At 28.1% G+C, this 21,097-nt stretch carries 16 protein-coding genes, 2 tRNA genes and 1 pseudogene; 13 read left to right on the top strand and 6 right to left on the bottom strand.

The window, feature by feature from the left end; translation table 11 throughout:
• From BPAA_RS01635 to BPAA_RS01590, 10 genes are all read left to right on the top strand, one after another.
• On the top strand, positions 1 to 1,764 hold the full coding sequence (locus tag BPAA_RS01635; RefSeq protein ID WP_015429939.1) for an argininosuccinate synthase domain-containing protein: 1,764 nt from the start codon (positions 1 to 3) through the stop codon (positions 1,762 to 1,764).
• The gene (argC, locus tag BPAA_RS01630; RefSeq protein WP_015429938.1) at positions 1,757 to 2,737 is read left to right on the top strand and encodes an N-acetyl-gamma-glutamyl-phosphate reductase; all 981 of its coding nucleotides are present in this window, start codon (positions 1,757 to 1,759) and stop codon (positions 2,735 to 2,737) included. The genes BPAA_RS01635 and argC overlap by 8 nt, the downstream gene beginning before the upstream one ends.
• A 2-nt stretch (positions 2,738 to 2,739) precedes the next feature.
• Entirely contained in the window at positions 2,740 to 3,882 is a 1,143-nt protein-coding gene (locus BPAA_RS01625) for an aspartate aminotransferase family protein (protein ID WP_015429937.1), read from the top strand.
• Positions 3,872 to 4,972: a glutamine-hydrolyzing carbamoyl-phosphate synthase small subunit gene (gene carA / locus BPAA_RS01620; protein ID WP_015429936.1), complete on the top strand. Its 1,101-nt coding sequence runs from the start codon at positions 3,872 to 3,874 to the stop codon at positions 4,970 to 4,972. The genes BPAA_RS01625 and carA overlap by 11 nt, the downstream gene beginning before the upstream one ends.
• A 19-nt stretch (positions 4,973 to 4,991) precedes the next feature.
• Positions 4,992 to 8,219, top strand: coding sequence for a carbamoyl-phosphate synthase (glutamine-hydrolyzing) large subunit (carB, locus tag BPAA_RS01615; protein ID WP_015429935.1), 3,228 nt, complete (start codon positions 4,992 to 4,994; stop codon positions 8,217 to 8,219).
• Positions 8,220 to 8,233: 14 nt separating this feature from the next.
• Positions 8,234 to 9,193, top strand: a complete 960-nt coding sequence (locus BPAA_RS01610; RefSeq protein WP_015429934.1) for an N-acetylornithine carbamoyltransferase — start codon at positions 8,234 to 8,236, stop codon at positions 9,191 to 9,193.
• Positions 9,190 to 9,966, top strand: coding sequence for an acetylglutamate kinase (gene argB / locus BPAA_RS01605; RefSeq protein ID WP_015429933.1), 777 nt, complete (start codon positions 9,190 to 9,192; stop codon positions 9,964 to 9,966). Before BPAA_RS01610 ends, argB begins: the two co-directional genes overlap by 4 nt.
• On the top strand, positions 9,957 to 11,036 hold the full coding sequence (locus BPAA_RS01600; protein WP_015429932.1) for a M20 family metallo-hydrolase: 1,080 nt from the start codon (positions 9,957 to 9,959) through the stop codon (positions 11,034 to 11,036). Before argB ends, BPAA_RS01600 begins: the two co-directional genes overlap by 10 nt.
• 57 nt (positions 11,037 to 11,093) lie before the next feature.
• Positions 11,094 to 11,417: a thioredoxin gene (trxA, locus tag BPAA_RS01595; RefSeq protein ID WP_015429931.1), complete on the top strand. Its 324-nt coding sequence runs from the start codon at positions 11,094 to 11,096 to the stop codon at positions 11,415 to 11,417.
• A 5-nt stretch (positions 11,418 to 11,422) separates the two neighbouring features.
• Positions 11,423 to 11,496 (top strand) — tRNA-Asp (locus BPAA_RS01590).
• 3 nt (positions 11,497 to 11,499) lie between these two features.
• On the opposite strand, the gene ribB is transcribed toward BPAA_RS01590, so the two are convergent.
• The 3 genes from ribB to BPAA_RS01575 are packed head-to-tail and all read right to left on the bottom strand — an operon-like array spanning position 11,500 to position 15,218.
• Positions 11,500 to 12,123 (bottom strand): 3,4-dihydroxy-2-butanone-4-phosphate synthase, encoded by a 624-nt coding sequence (ribB, locus tag BPAA_RS01585; RefSeq protein WP_015429930.1) that lies wholly within the window; start codon positions 12,121 to 12,123, stop codon positions 11,500 to 11,502.
• 20 nt (positions 12,124 to 12,143) lie between these two features.
• Complete coding sequence (locus BPAA_RS01580) at positions 12,144 to 13,319, bottom strand: LptF/LptG family permease (RefSeq protein ID WP_015429929.1); 1,176 nt, start codon at positions 13,317 to 13,319, stop codon at positions 12,144 to 12,146.
• Positions 13,320 to 13,337: 18 nt separating this feature from the next.
• Complete coding sequence (locus tag BPAA_RS01575; RefSeq protein WP_015429928.1) at positions 13,338 to 15,218, bottom strand: DNA translocase FtsK 4TM domain-containing protein; 1,881 nt, start codon at positions 15,216 to 15,218, stop codon at positions 13,338 to 13,340.
• Positions 15,219 to 15,328: 110 nt separating this feature from the next.
• On the opposite strand from BPAA_RS01575, the gene BPAA_RS01570 reads away from it, so the two are divergent.
• Both BPAA_RS01570 and nadD read left to right on the top strand, forming a co-directional pair.
• Entirely contained in the window at positions 15,329 to 16,459 is a 1,131-nt protein-coding gene (locus tag BPAA_RS01570) for a porin (protein WP_015429927.1), read from the top strand.
• A gap of 90 nt (positions 16,460 to 16,549) precedes the next feature.
• Positions 16,550 to 17,126 (top strand): annotated as a pseudogene (gene nadD, locus BPAA_RS01565) (nicotinate (nicotinamide) nucleotide adenylyltransferase).
• 2 nt (positions 17,127 to 17,128) lie between these two features.
• Here the strand turns inward: nadD and BPAA_RS01560 are convergent.
• Complete coding sequence (locus BPAA_RS01560; protein WP_015429926.1) at positions 17,129 to 18,037, bottom strand: 5'-3' exonuclease; 909 nt, start codon at positions 18,035 to 18,037, stop codon at positions 17,129 to 17,131.
• A gap of 20 nt (positions 18,038 to 18,057) precedes the next feature.
• Here BPAA_RS01560 and metG point away from each other — a divergent pair, with 20 nt between their 5' ends.
• Positions 18,058 to 19,737, top strand: coding sequence for a methionine--tRNA ligase (gene metG / locus BPAA_RS01555; protein ID WP_041178711.1), 1,680 nt, complete (start codon positions 18,058 to 18,060; stop codon positions 19,735 to 19,737).
• 11 nt (positions 19,738 to 19,748) lie between these two features.
• On the opposite strand, the gene BPAA_RS01550 is transcribed toward metG, so the two are convergent.
• Positions 19,749 to 19,834, bottom strand: a tRNA-Ser gene (locus BPAA_RS01550).
• 7 nt (positions 19,835 to 19,841) lie between these two features.
• Positions 19,842 to 21,095, bottom strand: coding sequence for a diaminopimelate decarboxylase (gene lysA, locus BPAA_RS01545; protein ID WP_015429924.1), 1,254 nt, complete (start codon positions 21,093 to 21,095; stop codon positions 19,842 to 19,844).
• Positions 21,096 to 21,097 lie beyond the last annotated feature (2 nt).

Genomic DNA, 21,097 nt, shown 5'->3' with positions numbered 1-21,097 from the left:
ATGAAAATAAAAGTTAGAGTATCTCATGAAGAGGATACAAAATATGCATTCTTAATTTGTAAAAAAATTGAAGAATCAGCAAAAATTAGGGGGACTGGAATTGCAAAAAAAGATCCAGAGTATATTAAATTAATAATCATTCATGGAAATGCGGTAATTGCTTTTTGTGACGGAAAATTAGCAGGGTTTAGTTACCTTGAAACTTTTCAGAATGAAGAATTTGTTGTAAATTCCGGTTTAATTGTTTTTCCTGAATTTAGAAAACAAGGATTGGCAAAAATTATTAAATTTGAAATTTTTAAACTTTCCAGAAAAAAATTTCCAAATTCTAAAATTTTTAGTATCACAACAAGTAATCCAGTTATTAAAATCAATACAAAATTGGGGTTTAAACCTGTTTCTTTTAGTGAATTAACTCATTCAGAAGAATTTTGGAAAGGATGTCAAAGTTGTGCAAATTTTGATATATTAGCCAGAAATCAAAAAAAAATGTGTTTATGTACAGGTCTTTTATACAATCCGAATACGGATAATAATAAAAAAAAAGATAAAAATTATTTATCTACTGGAGATAAAATTGTTTTAGCTTATAGTGGCGGATTAGACACCTCTTATTGTTTAAAATATTTGATACAGGAAAAATATGAAGTTCATACAGTTATTATTAATACGGGAGGTTTTAAAAAGGATGAATTAGATCAAATTGAAAAAAGAGCTTTAAGCATTGGATCTCAATCTCACAAAACTATTGACGCCATAGAAGAATATTATCAGAATTGTATCAAGTATCTTATATTTGGAAATATTCTTAAGAATAATACTTATCCACTTTCAGCAAGTTCCGAAAGAATTTTTCAGGCTATTAAAATAGCACAATATGCTACTTATATTCAAGCGAAAGCAATTGCACATGGAAGCACAGGAGCAGGAAACGATCAAATCAGATTTGATATAGCTTTTCAAATTATTTGTCCAGAAAAAATAACTCTTTCTCCTATAAGAGAGATGAAAGTCTCTAGAAAAGAAGAAATTGAATATTTGAAAAATAAAGGAGTTTTTATTTGTTGGGATCAAGCTAAATATTCTATCAACAAAGGAATTTGGGGAACTAGTATAGGAGGAAAGGAAACTCTTACTTCTGATCACGACTTCCCGGAAGAGGCTTATCCGACAAAATTAAAAAGAAAAAAAAGTGAAAACTTAGAATTAGAATTTGAAAAGGGGGAATTGGTCAGTGTGAATCAAGAAAAAGGAAAAGCTACAAAAAACATAATAAAAATTGAAGAAATAGCTTCAGAATTTGCTATAGGAAGAGGAATCCATATAGGAGACACTATTTTGGGGATTAAAGGAAGAATAGCATTCGAAGCTCCAGCTGCTATTATTATTATCAAAGCTCATCATTTGTTGGAAAAACATATTCTTACGAAATGGCAACTTTATTGGAAAGAACAATTATCCAATTGGTATGGAATGTTACTTCATGAAGCTCAATATTTAGATCCTGTCATGCGTGATATAGAAAAATTTTTAAAAAGTACACAAGAAAGATTAACCGGAACTGTAGATATCATTCTTTATCCTTATAGATTTCATTTAGTAGGAATCAAATCTAAATTTGATTTAATGACATCTTCTAACATGGCTGCTCAATATGGAGAAATGAATTATGCTTGGACAGCAGAAGATGTGAAGGGTTTTACTAAAATTTTTGGCAATCAAATGAAAATGTATCATAATTTAAAAAAAAAGAAGAATGATTGAAATAGGTATTATAGGAGGAGCTGGATACACTGCTGGAGAATTGATTCGATTGATGATTCATCATCCAAAAATTAGGATTAAGAATATAGTTAGTAAAAGTCATACAGGAGAATTGATTCATTTAATTCATCAAGATTTATTAGGAGAAATAGAAATCAAAAATAGAAGGTTTATCCATGATTTAAGCAAAGAAATAGATATTGTATTTCTTTGTTCTGGACATGGAGAATCTAGAAAAGAATTGCATCATATATCAGAAAATATAAAAGTGATTGATTTGAGTCAAGATTTTAGAATCAAAATTCAATCCATTTTTAACAATAGAAATTTTGTTTATGGATTACCAGAATTACAAAAAGAAACAATCAAAAAATCAAACAATATAGCCAATCCTGGATGTTTTGCCACAGCCATTTTATTAGCTATTTTACCATTAGCTAAAAATCAATTATTAAAAAAAGATATTCATATTAGTGCCATTACAGGTTCTACAGGATCCGGAAGAAAATTAAGTGACACCAATCATTTTAGTTGGAGAACTAATAATATTTCTGCTTATAAAATTTTTAAACATCAACATTTGCAGGAAATTGAACAAACCATTCATCAAGTACAAAACAATTTTGTTTCTAAAATTTATTTTGTTCCTTACAGAGGAAATTTCTCTAGAGGAATTATAACTACTTTATATACTTATTCTATTCTTTCTTTGAAAGAAAATCAAGAAATCTATAAAGAATATTATACAAATCATCCATTTGTAATGATTTCTGATATTAACATTGATATTAAACAAGTGATCAATACCAATAAATGTATTTTATATCTTATTCAGGATAAAAATCAACTGATTGTTATAAGCATCATTGATAATCTCATAAAAGGAGCTTCTGGTCAAGCCATACAAAATATGAATCTTATGTTTGGGTTTGATGAAACTTGTGGTTTAAGATTAAAATCCGTTCGTTTTTAAAAATGAAATTATTTGACGTTTATCCTATTTTAGATATAGAATTGAGTAAGAGTAAAGGATCTTATGTTTTTGATGTACAAGGGAATATGTATTTAGATTTTTATGGAGGACATGCTGTGATTTCCATTGGACATTCGCATCCACATTATGTGGAAGCTTTAATTGAACAAATTCATAAAATATCCTATTATTCTAATAGCGTTTATATTTCTCAAAAAAATAAATTAGCTTCTCTACTTGGAAATATTTCAGGATATAAAGATTATTCATTGTTTATATGTAATTCTGGCACAGAATCTAATGAAAATGCATTGAAAATAGCTTCTTTTTATACAGGAAAAAAAAAAGTGATTGCTTTTAAAGGTTCTTTTCATGGAAGAACAAGTGGAAGTCTATCTGTAACGGATAACTACAAATTGATATCCCCTTTTAATGCTCAACATGAAACGATATTTATCAATTATCAAGATTTTGATTCTTTAGAAGAAAAATTAAGAAATCAAGATATTTGTGCTGTAATTACTGAAGGAATACAAGGTGTATCTGGAATTATAGATCCCGGTTTAGATTTTTTTTATCAAGTAGAAAGTTTTTGCAAAAAATACAATACAATATTGATTCTAGATGAGGTACAAAGTGGATATGGAAGAACAGGTACTTTTTTTTCTCACCAATTGTATCCTATAAAACCAGATTTGATTACTGTAGCTAAAGGAATGGGAAATGGATTTCCTATAGGAGGAGTACTCATACATCCTAAATTTCAACCATATTATGGAATGTTAGGAACAACTTTCGGAGGAAATCATTTAGCTTGTACAGCTGGTATTGCTGTATTGGAAATTCTTAAAAAAGAAAAATTAATTGAAAATGCAAAAAAAATGGGAAAAATATTCTTAAAAGAATTACGGATCATTTCTGAAATTAAAGAAATTAGGGGAAGAGGACTGATGATCGGGTTAGAATTTGATTTTCCCATTCTGGATTTGAAAAATGTTTTAGTTTATAAAGAAAAAGTCTTTGTGGGAACATCTAATAATCCATATGTTTTGCGATTACTTCCTCCATTAAATATTAATGAAAATCATATAAAATTATTCCTGAAAAAGTTAAAGAACGCCTTAGCGTATCTATATGGAAAATAGTAAAAAAAAAATAAAAAAAGCGATACTTGTATTAGAAGACGGAACTCGGTATGAAGCTGATCATTTTGGAGCACCAGTATCTTCTTCTGGAGAAGTTGTATTTAATACGGCTATGACCGGTTATCCAGAAAGTATAACAGATCCCTCTTACAAGGGGCAAATATTGACTTATACTTATCCCATAATAGGAAATTATGGAATTCCATCTTCTTCTAGTAAAGAATCTATTTCTGAATTTTATGAATCTGATAGGATTCAAGTATCCGGACTTATTATTTCTTATTATTCTAATCGTCCGTATCATTGGAATATGAATCAATCTCTATCGAATTGGTTGTATAAAAATGGGATTCCTGGAATCTATGGGATAGATACTAGATTCATTGCAAAAAAACTTAGAAAAAGTGGAGGATCCATGTTAGGTAAAATTTTAATGAAAAATGAAGATCTTCCTTTTTATGATCCGAATCAGGATAATCTTTCTGAAAAAGTATCGATACATGAAAAAATTGTGTATGGAAATGGAAAATACAAAATATTACTTGTAGATTTTGGGTTAAAGAATAATATTTTACGTTGTCTTTTACGAAGAGATTGTTCTATTATCAGAGTTCCATGGGATTATGATTTTACAAAAGAAGAATATGATGGATTGGTTCTTTCTAATGGACCTGGAAATCCTAAAGTTTATAAAAAACCGATACATTATATTCGTAGAGCTTTGAAGAAAGAACAACCTATATTTGGAATATGTTTGGGAAATCAACTTTTAGGGATAGCAGCAGGAGGAGATACTTATAAATTAAAATATGCACATAGAAGTCATAATCAACCAGTTTTTTCATTAAAAACAGGAAAAAGTTTTATTACATCACAAAATCATGGATATGTTTTGGATGCAAGAAATCTTTCTATAGAATGGAAAATATTTTTTAAAAATTTAAATGATGAAACTTGCGAAGGGATCATTCATAATGATAAACCTTTTTTTTCGGTCCAGTTTCATCCAGAAGCTTCAAGTGGGCCTCAAGATACCGAATTTTTATTCGATGTTTTTATAGATTCAATTAAAAAAAGTAAATATAATTAACGAATCTTTCAAAATTAGTATGAAAATAGATAAAGTACTCATCCTGGGATCAGGTGCATTAAAAATAGGAGAAGCTGGTGAATTTGATTATTCTGGAACACAAGCATTAAAAGCCCTTAAAGAGGAGGGTATTTATACTATATTGATGAATCCAAATATTGCCACAGTTCAAACTTCGAAAGAAATTGCTGATAAAGTTTATTTTCTTCCTTTGACTTTATTTTTTATTAAACGTGTAATAGACAAGGAAAGACCACAAGGAATTTTACTATCTTTTGGTGGACAGACTGCATTGAATTGTGGAATTCAGCTTTTTCAAGAAGGGATTATAGAAAAATATAAAATTCAAGTTTTAGGAACATCTATTGAATCTATTATTCACAGTGAAGATAGAAACTTATTTAGAAATAGGTTAACTCATATTAACATCAAGACGGCAAAAAGTTTTGTGGTCTATTCTATGGATGATGCCGTTTCCTATTCTTTAGAAATAGGATTTCCTATTATCATTAGATCCGCTTATACCCTTGGAGGGTTAGGGAGTGGTTTTGCTAAAAATGTTCATGATTTAAAAAAGATAGTAAGTAAGGCTTTTTCTTACTCTTCTCAAATTGTTGTAGAAGAATATTTAGAAGGATGGAAAGAGATTGAATATGAAATAGTTAGAGATCAATATGATAATTGTATTTCTGTATGCAATATGGAAAATTTTGATCCCATAGGAATTCACACAGGAGAAAGTATTGTTGTAGCACCGTCACAAACCTTAACAAATTCTGAATATTATAATTTAAGAAAATTAGCAATACATATAGCTAGAGATTTTCATATAGTAGGAGAATGTAATGTTCAGTTTGCGTTAGATCCTAGTTCAGAAGATTATCGTGTTATTGAAGTGAATGCACGTCTTTCTCGCTCTAGTGCTCTTGCTTCTAAAGCAACAGGTTATCCTTTAGCTTTTATTGCCGCTAAATTATCTTTAGGATACGGATTGCACGAATTAAAAAATTCTGTAACTAAAAATACTTCTGCTTTTTTTGAACCTGCGTTGGATTATGTAGTATGTAAAATTCCTAGATGGGATCTAAAGAAATTTTATGGTGTTTCCAATAGGATTGGAAGTAGTATGAAAAGTGTAGGAGAAGTTATGGCAATTGGTGGTTCTTTTGAAGAAGCCTTACAAAAAGGAATTCGGATGTTAGATATAGAGATGCAAGGTTTCATTAATATTATGAATAAAAAAAAATTGAAATCTGCTAAATTTCTGAAAGAATCTCTAAAAAAACCTACAGATCAAAGAATTTTCTTTTTAGAAGAAGCTTTAGAAGAAGGTCTTTCTATAAAAGAAATACATCATTTGACAAAGATCGACCCATGGTTTTTATACCAACTTGATAATATTTTTCAAACAAAAAAAAATATAGATCGTTTTGAGAATTTTATGGATCTTCCGGAAGAATTGTTACGAAAAGCCAAAAAAGAAGGGTTCTCTGATATACAAATAGCTAGTATTTTTTATAAAAAAAATAGAAATCACAATATTTCTAATTTAGAAAAAAAAATCAGAGAACATAGAAAAGCGAAAAACATAGTTCCACATGTAAGACAAATTGATACTTTAGCTTCTGAATATCCAGCACATACAAATTATTTATATTTAACATATCATGCCATTCAACATGATATTCTTTATGAAAAAGATGAAAAATCTGTTATTACATTAGGATCTGGTGTTTATAGAATTGGAAGTAGTGTAGAATTCGATTGGTGTTGTGTCAATGCATTAAATACGATTCATAAAGAATCTTACAGATCTATAATGATAAATTATAATCCAGAAACTGTCAGCACTGATTTTGATCTATGTGATAGATTATATTTTGAAGAACTGACTTTAGAACGTGTATTAGATATTATTGAATTAGAAAAACCTAAAGGAACAATTGTATCTATGGGAGGACAAATTCCTAATAATTTAGTTTTAAAACTTTATGAAAAAAAGGTGAAAATTTTAGGGACCTCTCCTGTTTCCATAGACAAAGTGGAGAATAGATATAAATTTTCTAATGCGATGGATCATTTAAAAATTAAACAACCAAAATGGAAAGAATTATCCGATTTTGATGCCATTCATCAATTTATAAAAGAAGTAGATTTTCCTATATTGGTTAGACCTTCTTACGTTCTTTCTGGAGCGGATATGAATGTGATTTCTAATCTAGAGGAACTGCAGCATTATCTTCGTGAAAAAGTATCTATATCTTCTGAATATCCATTAATTATTACAGAATTTATTAAAAATGCTAAAGAGATTGAATTAGATGCCGTTTCTCAAAACGGAGAAATTTTGTATTATGCTATATCAGAACACGTAGAATTTGCAGGAGTACATTCAGGAGATGCAACACTGGTATATCCTCCACATAATCTATATTTATCTACATTGAAAGAAATCATTCGTATATCTGAAAAAATATCCAAATATTTTAACATATCTGGTCCTTTCAATATTCAATTTTTATCTAAAGATAATGAAATAAAAGTAATTGAATGCAATTTGAGAGCTTCCAGAAGTTTTCCTTTTGTATCAAAAGTCTCTCATTTTAATATGATTGAATTAGCAACTCAAGTTCTCCTTGGAAAGAAGAGAAAGAAATTAGAACCTAATTTTTTTATTACCAATTACTTGGGTGTAAAAGCTTCTCAATTTTCTTTTTCCCGTTTGCAAGATGCCGATCCTATTTTGGGTGTAGATATGGCTTCCACAGGAGAAGTGGGATGTTTAGGGGATACTTTTGATGAGGCGCTTTTAAAATCTATGCTTTCTGTTGGTTTCACCGTTCCCAAAAAAAATATATTGATATCTGGAGGACCTATTGAATCTAAATTAGATCTTTTAGAAGTAACAAAACTTTTGTATCAAAAAGGATATATATTGTTTGCGACAGAAGGGACTAATAGTTTTTTATCTCATAATGGAATTCCTTCAATCAAAGTTTATTGGCCTAACGTAAAAAAATATTCAAATGTTATTGAGTTAATAAAAAATAGAAAATTGGATCTTATTATTAATATTCCAAAGAATTTAAGTAAATCAGAATTGAATAATGATTACGCTATTAGACGTTATGCCGTAGATTTTAATATTCCTCTACTCACTAATGCGCGTTTAGCAAAAGCTTTTATACAAGCATTTTGTAATTTATCTATAGATCAATTATTAATTAAAGCTTGGGATGAATATTGAATATAAATAAGTTTATGAAAAGATTTTTTAGCGTAGAAGATGTTATAGATGTACATGATCTCATTAAAGATGCTCTACTTTTGAAAAAAAATCCATATGATTTTCATCATATTGGAAGAAATAAAACAATCGGATTGGTTTTTTTTAATCCTAGTTTGCGTACAAGAATTAGTTGTCAAAAAGCGGCTTTTAACTTAGGATGTCATACTTGGGTATTAGATGTTCATAAAGATTCTTGGACAATTGAAATGAATGATGGGAATGTTATGAATTTTACACAAGAACATCTTAAAGAAGCTATTTCTGTAATGAGTATGTATTGTGATATTCTTGCAGTAAGAACTTTTCCGAATCTTTTCGATAGAGATTATGATGATCAAGAAATTATTTTTAATAAAATATTAAATTATTCCAGAGTTCCAGTAGTAAATATGGAAAGTGCAACCTTGCATCCTTTACAATCTTTGGCAGATGTGATGACTATTGCAGAATTTACATCCTTTTTTAGAAAAAGATGTAAAGTAGTATTAAGTTGGGCTCCTCATGTAAAATCATTACCTCATTCCGTTGCGAATTCTTTTTCTCAATGGGTATCAAAAATAAAACAGATAGATTTTACGATTACATGTCCAGAAAGATACAATTTACATAAAAGATTTTCTAATGGAGCTTATACTACACATCATCAAAATGAAGCATTTATAAATGCAGATTTTATTTATGCTAAAAATTGGAGTAGTTATTTAGATTATGGAAAAATTCTTTGTAAAAATTCCGATTGGATGATTACTGAAAAGAAAATGAAACTAACCAATCAAGCTAAATTTATGCACTGTTTACCTGTAAGAAGAAATGTGGTAGTGGAAGATGCGGTTTTAGATAGTAGTAAATATTCTATTGTGTTGCAACAAGCAAAAAATAGAATTTACGCTTCGCAAATAATTTTTTTAAGAATGTTACAATCTTTATCATGAAAATCCATATAGTCAAAATTGGAGGTCATTTGATTAATGATCCTAAATCTCTTCATGATTCTTTGGAAGCTTTTTGTAAACTACAAGGATATAAAGTACTGATTCATGGAGGAGGAAGAAAAGCAGATTTGATTTCAAACAAAATGGGTCTTTTTCCAAAAATGATAAAAGGGAGAAGAGTAACAGATAAAGAAACTTTGGATATAGTCGTTATGACTTATGCAGGAATAATCAATAAAAATATTGTGGCGAGATTACAGTCTTATCATTGTAATGCTTTAGGATTGTGTGGAGCAGATGGGAATTGTATCCAATCATATTTACGTAAAATGGTAAATATTGATTATGGATATGTGGGAGATATAAATGTAAAAAGTGTGAATACACATTTAATAAAATTTTTGTTAAAAAATAATATCACTCCTGTATTATGTTCCATCACACATAATGGAACAGGAAATTTACTCAACACGAATGCAGATACAATAGCTGCCTATATAGCGATGTCCTTAGCTCAAGAATGTGAAGTAGAGTTACATTTTTGTTTTGAAAGAAAAGGAGTTTTACGAAATGTACAGGATTCGGAGTCTTATTTAAAAAAAATAAATTTTCATTTATTTCAAAAAATGAAACAAAGTCATACCATAACAAATGGGATGATTCCTAAATTGGAAAATGCTTTTTTTGCATTCCAAAATGGAGTCTCTAAGGTTAGTATAGGCCTACCGATCCATTTATTAAATGATCTTAATAAGACGATCTTATGTCTGTAGTTGATTTACAAGTTTTAAAGGAAGAAGCCATTCAACTTCTAATTCAGATCATCAATACACCTTCCATATCTGAACAAGAAAATAAGGTCTCTTTTCTGATAGAGGATTATCTTCATAAATATGGATTTCATGTGAAAAGAAAATTTAACAATATATGGACAGAAAATCATAATTTTTATAAAAAAAATATGCAAAAAACCATATTATTAAATTCTCATCATGATACGGTAAACCCAGGAAAAAGTTGGATCACAGATCCTTTTACTGCTATTCAACAAGAAGATAAATTAATCGGATTAGGAAGTAATGATGCTGGAGCTTCTGTTGTTTCATTGATATCTACTTTTATATATTTAAGTACTTTATCAAAGTTGTCTTATAAATTAGTACTTTCTATTACTGCAGAAGAAGAAATATCTGGTTCTTCAGGTATTCGATCAATTTTACCTGAATTGGGATCTATAGATTTAGGAATTGTGGGAGAACCAACACAAATGCAAGTAGCTATTGCTGAAAAAGGGCTTATTGTATTAGATTGTATAGCTGAAGGAAAAACAGGACACTCTGCGAGAAATACGGGAATCAATGCTATTTATGTAGCCACAAAAGATATAGAACACTTGAGAAATTTCTCTTTCGATAGAAAATCGGATTTATTAGGTTTTACTACTTTAAATGTAACTCAAATACAAGGAGGAATACAACATAATGTTATCCCTGATATTTGTTCTTTTGTTATAGATATCAGAACTAATGAATTATATAAAAACGAGGAATTGATTGATATAATACGAAAAAAAATTCATTCTAAAATGAAACCGCGTTCTTCACATTTAAATTCATCTTTCATAAATCCTATGCATCCTATTGTTTTAAAAGCTAAATTAATAGGGAGAAATACTTATGGATCTCCTACTCTTTCAGATCAAAGTATCATGCCTTTTTCTACTATTAAAATGGGAGTAGGAGATAGTGTACGTTCTCATACGCCTAATGAATACGTTTTGATTTCAGAAATCATGGAGGGAATAGATATTTATATCTCTTTGTTGAAAGATTTTGACTTTTGAATTTGAAACAAAAAAGGTAAATTTGTTTGTTATATTTTTTTTTAAAATGGAAAAAGTATGTTACAAGAAATAAACGATGAAAATTTTGAACAGTTGATTTCTGAATCAGAAAAACCTATTCTGGTAGATTTTTGGGCACCATGGTGTTCCCCATGTAGAGCTTTATCTGTTCTATTAGAAGAAATTTTTTCTGAATATCATACCAAAGTATTAGTTTTTAAGTTGAATGTAGATAACAACCCAAAAGCTTCTTCTAAATATGGGATCCGTAGCATTCCTACTATGATTTTTTTTAAAAATGGAGAAAAAAAAGATATTCATATTGGAATTCTTTCTAAAGAAGATATAAGAAAAAAATTAGATGCTTTAATCAATTCATAATTTTTGGTCTGGTAGTTCAGTTGGTTAGAATACATGCCTGTCACGCATGGGGTCGCGGGTTCAAATCCCGTCCAGACCGCATTCATGATTTTTTATGTTTTATTTTATATTTAATAAAATCTTCTATGGATATGATTTTCATATGAAATTTTTTTGCGATCTGAATCAGTTGTGGTAAACGGGCCATAGATCCATCTTTATTCAGAATTTCTACCAATACTCCTCCAGGAATGCATTTTGCTATTCTAGTTATATCGATAGCAGCCTCTGTATGTCCAGGCCTTTCTAAGACTCCTCCTTTTTTTGCGCGTAGAGGAAATATATGTCCTGGTTTGTTGAATGCTTCTGGTTTGATTTCATGAACTAGGGCAAGAATAGTCTTGGCTCTATCTGAAGCAGAAATGCCAGTGCTAACGCCATATCCTCGTAAATCTACGGATACGGTGAAAGCCGTATTTCTAGGATCTGTATTATTTTTTACCATCATTTGAAGTTCTAATTGATCACATTTTTCTTCCGTTAAGGAAACACAAACTAATCCTCTACCATGGGTAATGAGAAAATTTACAATTTCAGGAGTAATTTTTTCAGCAGCTACTATAAAATCTCCTTCATTTTCACGATTTTTATCATCAACCACGATAATAATTTTTCCATTTTGGATATCCTGTATGGCCTCTTCAATTTCATTTAAATCAAAAACCATATCTATTTACTATTTATTTATTATATAATATAAAAATCATCCATTACAGTTTTATAAGTCATCCATATACTTACTGGAAAAAAAATAAAATTTGGGATCCAAGCTCCTATCCATGGACATATTTCAGTTTTTTCTACTTTATTTTGAGTGATGGTTAGTAAAGTATAATAAATGATAAATATAATCAGTGCTATCATAGTTGGATAACCAATCCCTCCTTTTCTAATAAGAGCACCTAATGGTGCTCCAGTAAGAAACATTATAATGCATGTTACTGGAAATGTAAATTTTTTTTGTAATTCTAATTGCAGCTTAGCTAAGTATATTTTCCTTTCGGATGGATTGATTTTTTTATAATTTTTTTTCTTGAAAAAATTAATTTTTTGAATAAGATTTTTTGTATTTAGAGTTTGATAAAAATCATAGTCCTCATCATCTAAGTTTTTTATTTTGGATTCTAAAGGAATTTTAAAATTTTGAATTAAAGTATCAAATTCTACAATTTGATAAGAGGATTGTTCTTTTTTGGATCCATTCAAATTTTCACTATATAAAACTCCATTCATTAATTTCAATTGAATAGATCCATCCTCTTGATTGGGGATTAAAACTCCTCTTTGAGAAAGAATTGTATTGACAAGTGAATTTTTACCATAAAAAAAAATAAATATATTATGTAAATAATTACTATTTATTGATTTTCTATCTATTTTTATGAAAAAATTGGGATATAGATTTACGAAAATTCCTTCCTTTAATTTTAAAGATGGATGAGCTAACGATATTTCATATCCTAATTTTTTTGCTTTCATTTTTGCTTTTGGAATAACAAAATCTGAAAATAAATATAATCCAATGGATAAAACAAAGGTTATTCCTAAAAGAGGAATCATAACACGGAAAAGAGAGATTCCAGAAGATTTGATAGCGATCAATTCTTGATTTTCTGAAAAATCACCAAATATTATAATAGAAGTTAATAATAGGGCAATGGGAGTTACTAATGGTAGAATAGATATGCCAAAATATAATATAAATTTTAATAGTATGAAAATACTAATATTTTTTCCTGTTAGTTCATCTATTTGACTCCAAAAAAACTGAATCATAAAAATGATAAATATTGTAGAATAAATCATTAAAAAAGGAGCCATAAATAAACGAATCATGTATAAATCAAGTTTTTTTATTATCATGATAAATTTGAATTTGATTCATTCATTTTCATTGATTATACCCGGTTCTGGCAAAAAAAAGTACTCATGTTTTTTATTATTATTTCCATAGAAATCAACAATTTTTTGAATGTCTGATAATTCCATAAATGGACATTGTAATCGTATCAATTCATTTCTATTCGAAAAGAGCATATCTCCTTTTCCTATTAATTGTTCAGCACCTGTGCAATCTAATATCGTTCTAGAATCTATTTTAGAACTCACTCTAAATGCTATTCTTGCAGTAAAATTGGATTTTATTAATCCCGTAATTACATCTACTGATGGACGTTGTGTTGCTATAATCAAATGAATTCCTACAGCGCGAGCGAGCTGTGCTAACCGGGTTATGTATATTTCTATTTGTTTTTTTTGATGATTCATATTTAAATCTGCAAATTCATCAACAATTAATATAATATAAGGTAAATGATATTTATTGTATTTTTTTATGACATTATTATATTCTTTAATATTTCTAACCTTATATTTTTCGAAAAGAGCATATCTTTGATCCATTTCTTTACATAAAGAATTTAATATATTCTTTACTTGATGTAAATCTGTAATGATGGGTTCTATAGAATTCGGAAGTGTAGCAAAATAAGATTTTGAAATCTTTTTATATATTGATAATTCTACTTTTTTTGGATCAATCAAAATAAACTTGATATCTTTTGGATGTTTTTGATATAATAGAAAAACAATCATGACATTTAATCCTACGGATTTTCCTTGTCCTGTTGATCCTGCTATAAGTAAATGGGGCATTTTTGCTAAATCTACAATCAAAATCTCATTAAATACTGTTTTTCCTAAAGAAATGGGAAGTTCCATGTTATGACTTTTTTTTTGACTTTCTTCTGAAAACAGAATGTCTTTCATATAAACAGGATAACGCTTATAATTGGGTATTTCTATTCCAATAGATCCTTTTCCAGGTATGGGGGCTATAATTCTGATGGATAAAGCGGATAAATTTAAGGCAATCTCATTTTTTAAGTTCTTGATTTTAGAAATACGTGTTCCCACTTTAGGATAGATTTCATACAAAGTGATCGTAGGTCCTATATTCGCTTTTATTTCACATATTTCTATATGATAATGGTTCAGGATTTGAATTATTTTTTTTTTATTAGATTCCAAATCTATTTTCAAATCAATGGATGAAAAATCTTCCTTTTTTTTATAAAGGATAGAATAAAGCATCTTTTTTCCTTTACGGAAAGAAGAATCCATCTCTGGATTATTATCAAAATAACTACACAATTGTAATGTTGTATCTATTTTTTTGTTAATATTTTGGATTTTTTTTTTCATTCCATTTTTTATGGTTGAAGCATTGATACGAAAAATGATGATCCAGTAAAAAATGATACTCGTCAAAAGAAGCATATATAATCCTACTTTTCCAAATAAATGAATCAAGTAGTTTCCTATTTCAAATCCAAAAATTCCACTGAATATTCCTTGATGAGGAACAATAACAGAAAAAAAAATGGGAAACCAGACAATAAAAAATAGGAATTTATATATTGTGGATTGATAAAAATCATTAAAAAATTCTTTTTTTGAAAAAAGAATTTTTAATCCTTTTAGAAATAATAATATAGGAATAAAAAAAGCGCTAACTCCTATTCCACAGTGAATAAAACAGTGAGAGATGATCGCTCCCATTTTTCCAAGTAAATTTTCTGCTATAATTTCTTTATCGAAAAGTTTTTCGAGTTGACTTTGATCATGTTTCCAATGGAAAAGAAAAGAAAAAAAACTTAAAAACAAAAAAATACTATTTCCTAATAAAAAAAATCCAAAAATAGTTTTAAGAGTTTTTTTTTCTTTTTTTCTTTCTTTTTTTTTTATTTTATTTCTGTACATTTTTTTTATAGTTATGAAAAAAAATTTAATCTTTTTTAAACTATTTGTTTTGGTTTAAAAAAGATTTTATATATTATGTTATATTATGATTGAATAATAAAATTAAAAAAATGAAAAAAACAAAAATTATTTTCCTTATTCTTTTTTTAGGATTTTTTTATCCTTTTCATAGTTTTTCAGAAATAAAAACAACAGATGAAAATCCTCATTTTAACGTATTTTTAGATTATTCTAGTGGTCTTCATTCTGAAATAAAAAAAGAATATTCTGAAGGAACTCGTTTTTATGAAAACGATTTAAATTTGGAAGTGATAGGAAAGGCAAATGATAAAATCAGTTATCGTTTTACAAAACAGTTTCTTAAAAAAACAAATGCAGAAAATTATGACATGCTAGATTTCGCTTATTTAAAATATAAGTGGAACGATAAACTTGATTTTTTGCTTGGAAAACAACCTTTTTCTTTTGGTAGTATGGAATATGCTAGTGGACCCTATGAACACGCATACCGTTATCCACGTATATACAAAAACGAGGAGAATTTTGTTGGATTCAGTTTTATTTATCATCCCATAAAAGATCATGAGTTACAATTTCAAGTTGTCAATAAGATGAAAGAACATCAGGATCTGATTCAAGACATCAATTATCCTATGGGATATTCTGTAAGTTGGAATTGGAGTATGAAACCAGATAAGAATGATAATGATAAAATTATAAAAAATAGATGGTCCTATTCTATTTTTCAAGAACAAGATAAAAAAAAATATTGGCAATTATTAGCTTTAGGTAGTCAATTAAATTGGAAACCTGTCACCATAGAAGCAGACTATATATTGAGCAGTGAAGACATAGAAAAAAATAGGCAAGAAGTAACACAAATTTTACGATCATTGAATGATCATTATTATGATGTTCCCTCTGTAAAATTTGGAACCTATTTAGTAAAATTAAAATATAATTTTATTCCAAAATGGAATTTAATTGCTAAAGGAGTATATGAAATAGGGACCTCTAAAAAAGGAAATAATGATTTTTTGGGAGAAAATAAATTGTTTCAAAAAACATATACTTATTATGGAGGTGTAGAATTTCTTCCTATCATAAAAAATGATGATCTTAGTTTTTTTCTTGCATATCAAAACTATATAAAAGATTACAGTTTAGATCAAATGAAAAAAGAAAATAAGAATGAACATTTGTTTGTTTTAGGATTGAATTATCGTGTGAAAATGATTTAACAAAAAAAAAGAATCATAAAAAAAAAATATCGAGATACGATATGTTGTTGTATGTATGTCTACTCGGTATTTTTGATTTGATGGATCAGTATGAAAATCGGACTTTATTTTGGATCATTTAATCCTATTCATTTAGGACATACAATTATTGCTAATTATATAACAGAATTTATAGATATAGATTCTGTTTGGTTCGTGGTTTCTCCACAAAATCCATTAAAAAAAAAAGAATCTTTTAGATTATGAACATAGAATTGAAATGGTTAGAAGAGCTATTTCTAATTATGAAAAAATGAGTGCTTTAGATATTGAATCTGGATATTTTCCTTCTTATACAATTCATACACTTTCGAAAATAGAAAAAAAATATCCTAGAAATCAATTTTTTCTTATTTTGGGAAAAGATTCATTTTATTTTTTTAGAAAATGGAAAAATTATAAAATCATTTTAAATAAATATAATATTTTGGTTTATCCTAGAATTGGATATTTTTCCCATCCTTTTTTTAAATATTATAAGAACATAATTTTTTTAAAAGCTCCAATTATTGAAATATCTTCTTCTTTTATTCGAAAATCTATTCAAGAAGGAAAAAATATGAAACCTATGCTTCATGCAGAAGTTTGGGATTATATGGAAAAATATAATTTTTATATAAAAAAGTAAAATTATTCTTTTGTTTTAAATTTATAATATTCATGAGCTTTTTTTAACAATTTTATAAACTCGAGTTCACAGAATATTTTTTTTATAGAATGCCAATTTGGTTTTTTTACATAAAATTTTTCTTCATGAAAAGAAAAAAATGGGATATTAGTAACAATAGTAATCAATTTCTTTGATAAAAGACCTAAATTTTTATTTTTTTCAATATTTTTTTGAATTTTTCCGTTAAGATCATGAGTTGAATCCAATAATTTTTCAATACTTCCATATTTTTGAATAAATTTTATGGCATTTATTTTTCCAACTCCTGGTAATCCTGGGATGTTATCAGAAGGATCACCCATCATACTCCATAAATCTATAACTTGTTTTGGATGATTCACCCCATATTTTTTTTGGATTTCTTCTATTCCCAATATTTTTTTTGGATTTCCTTTAAAAGGTGGGATATAAACTTTAATATTTTCTGTTATCAGTTGAAAAAAATCTTTATCCAAAGTAATTATATAAATAACATATCCTTTATTTTCTGCTTTCTTAGCTATCGTTCCGATAAAATCATCTGCCTCATATCCGTTGGTAGCATAAAAAAAAGAAATTTGAAAAGTTTTTAAAATCTTTATAATATAAGGAATCGCCTCAAAAATAGCTTCCGGTGTTTTGTTTCTATGCGCTTTATATTTTTCATATTCTTTTTTCCTAAAAGAAGGACCTTGACTTGTATCAAAAATAGTAGCCATATAGGATGGTTTTTCATTATTTAATGTGTTCATTAAAAAATATGTGAAATTTATGATAGGTGAAGTATTGAGTCCTTTAGAAGTGAAAAGTGGATGATGTTTATAAGCATAATAACTCTGATAAATAAGGGGATATGCGTCAATTAAAAATAATTTTTTATTATTATTCATATATCAATTTTTATACTATTATGAAAAAATCAAATAAATATACAGTCACGGCTGCTTTACCTTATGCAAATGGACCAATTCATATAGGACATTTGGCTGGAGTTTATTTCCCTGCAGATGTTTTCGTTCGTTATCTGAGACGAAAAAAAATAGATGTTATTTTTATATGTGGATCGGATGAACATGGTGTTCCGATTGCTATGCAAGCTAAAAAAGAAAAAAAAACTCCTCAAGAAATCGTAAATAAGTATCATTACATGATTAAAGATTGTTTTAATAATTTTGGAATACAGTTTGATCACTATTCCAGAACCTCTGCAAAAATTCATCACGAAATTTCTACTTCTTTTTTTAAAAAACTTCATGAAAAAAAAAAGATTTTTGAAAAAGTATCTGAACAATATTATGATCAAGAAGCTCAACAATTTTTAGCGGATAGGTATATCTCTGGTACATGTCCCCATTGCAAAAATGAAGAAGCTTATGGAGATCAATGCGAAAATTGTGGAAGTTCGTTAACCCCTGAAGATTTAATGTCTCCAAAATCGACTATAAGTGGAAGTTTTCCCATTTTGAAAAAAACTAAACATTGGTACTTTCCTTTAAATCAATATCAAGAATTTTTGGAGAAATGGATTTTAATGAATCATAAGAAAGATTGGAAAGTGAATGTATATGGACAAGCAAAATCTTGGTTAAATCAAGGATTAAAATCTCGTGCTATTACAAGAGATTTGAATTGGGGAGTTCCTATTCCGCAAAATAAAGGGAAAGTTCTGTATGTATGGTTTGAAGCTCCTATAGGATATATTTCTTCTACCATAGAGTGGGCTAAACAAACAAAAATAGATTGGAAACCTTATTGGAAAGATGAAACAACAAAATTGATTCAATTTATAGGAAAAGATAATATTGTTTTTCACTGCATTATTTTTCCAGTTACACTGAAAGCATATAATAGTGGATATATTCTTCCAGATCAAATATTGGCTAATGAATTTCTTCATCTAGAAAATAAAAAAATATCTACTTCTAAAAATTGGGCAGTATGGGGTCATGAATATTTAAAAGATTTTCCAAATCAACAGGATACACTTCGTTATATTCTCATATCTAATATGCCTGAAAAAAAAGATAATAATTTTAATTGGAAAGATTTTCAAAGAAAAAATAATACGGAATTGGTTGCTATATTAGGAAATTTTGTAAATAGAAGTCTAACTTTAATCCAAAAGTACAATAAAGGAATTGTTCCTAATCCTGAAATGTTATCTATAAAGGATAAATACATTTTAAAAAAAATTAAAAATTATCCAAAACATATAGGAGATTTAATTGAATCCTATCAATTTAGAGAATCCTTAACATGTTTTATGAATTTAGCTAGACTAGGAAACAAATATTTAACAGAGGAAGAACCTTGGAATAAAAAAACAGAAAAACGTGCCAATACCATACTTTATGTATCACTGCAAATTGTTGGAGTATTGGCTCAATTAGCAGAACCTTTTCTTCCATATACGGCAAAAAAATTGTTAGAGATGCTTCGTTTGAAAACTTTTTTTTGGAATCAAATAAAAAACATAGAAGAAATTTTATGTCCAGGACATGTATTAGGGAACACCACATTCTTATTTAAAAAAATAAATAACGAAAGTATTGAAAAACAGATGAAAAAATTAGAAAAAATTCATAAATAGTTATTTATGTGCGGAGAGAGAGGGATTCGAACCCCCGGAGGTGTTTCTCCTCAACGGTTTTCAAGACCGCCGCAATTAACCACTCTGCCATCTCTCCAAACTAACTATATAATGTGTTGTTGTATGTCTACTATGTTTCTCAGAAGATCTTGCATTGTTTCTCTTTTTCTTATAAGAAAATCTTTTTCCTTAAAAATCATCACTTCAGAAGGTCGATAACGAGAATTATAGTTAGAAGACATAGAAAAACAATAAGCTCCCGCATTCTTAATGCATAAAATATCTCCTTCACGAATTTCTTTAACTTTTCTATTAAAACCAAAGGTATCCGATTCGCAAATATATCCAACCACTGTGTAAAAACGAAAACGACCATTAGGATTAGAAAGATTTTCAATACAGTGATAAGCATCGTAAAACATAGGACGAAGAAAATGATTAAATCCTGAATTTACTCCAGCAAATACAGTAGAAGTAGTATGTTTAATGACATTGACACTAACTAAAAAATATCCAGATTCACTAACTATAAATTTACCTGGTTCAAAAATCAAGGTAATTTGACTTCCATAATTTTTACAAAAAATTTCAAATTCTTTTGTAAGATAGAAACTTAAAGAATTAAGATCTGTTTGGATATCATCTTTTTTGTATGGGACTTTAAACCCACTTCCAAAATCAATATAATCAAGATTTGGAAAATCTATAGCTGTTTGAAACAATACTTTTGCTCCTGATAAAAAGGCTTTGATATCGGATATATCAGATCCTGTATGCATATGAAATCCTTCTATTTTAAGTCCGGTATTCTTTAATATTCTTTTCATATGAGGAATTTGATAGTAAGAAATCCCAAATTTAGAATCAATATGTCCTACTGAAATTTTAGAATTTCCTCCTGCCATAATATGCGGATTAATTCTGATACCTATAGCATAATCAGGGTAATATTCTCCAAATTGTTCTAAAATGGACAGATTGTCTAGATTGATTCTAACTCCGAAACCAACAGCTTCTTTTATTTCTTGAATAGAAACACAATTAGGTGTAAATATAATTCTTTTAGGATGAAACCCTGCTTTTAATCCTAGTTCTACTTCCTGAATAGACACGGTATCTAATCCACTTCCCAATTTTTGCAAAAGTTTTAATATATTTAGATTAGTATTAGCTTTACAGGCATAATTAATGATTAAATTTTTGATCCCACTAAAAGCCTTTTTCATTTTGATATATTGTTTCTTTATTTTGTAAGAATCGTATACGTAAAGTGGAGTGCCATATTTTTTTGCGAGTCGAATTAAGGATTCTCTATGAACTTGAACTGGATCACTTTTATTTTCTAATTCATGCATCATAA

It is taken from the genome of Blattabacterium cuenoti BPAA, assembly GCF_000348805.1.
GTDB classification, from domain to species: Bacteria; Bacteroidota; Bacteroidia; order Flavobacteriales; family Blattabacteriaceae; genus Blattabacterium; species Blattabacterium cuenoti_B.
This window is presented reverse-complemented; position numbering and strand designations above follow the sequence as displayed.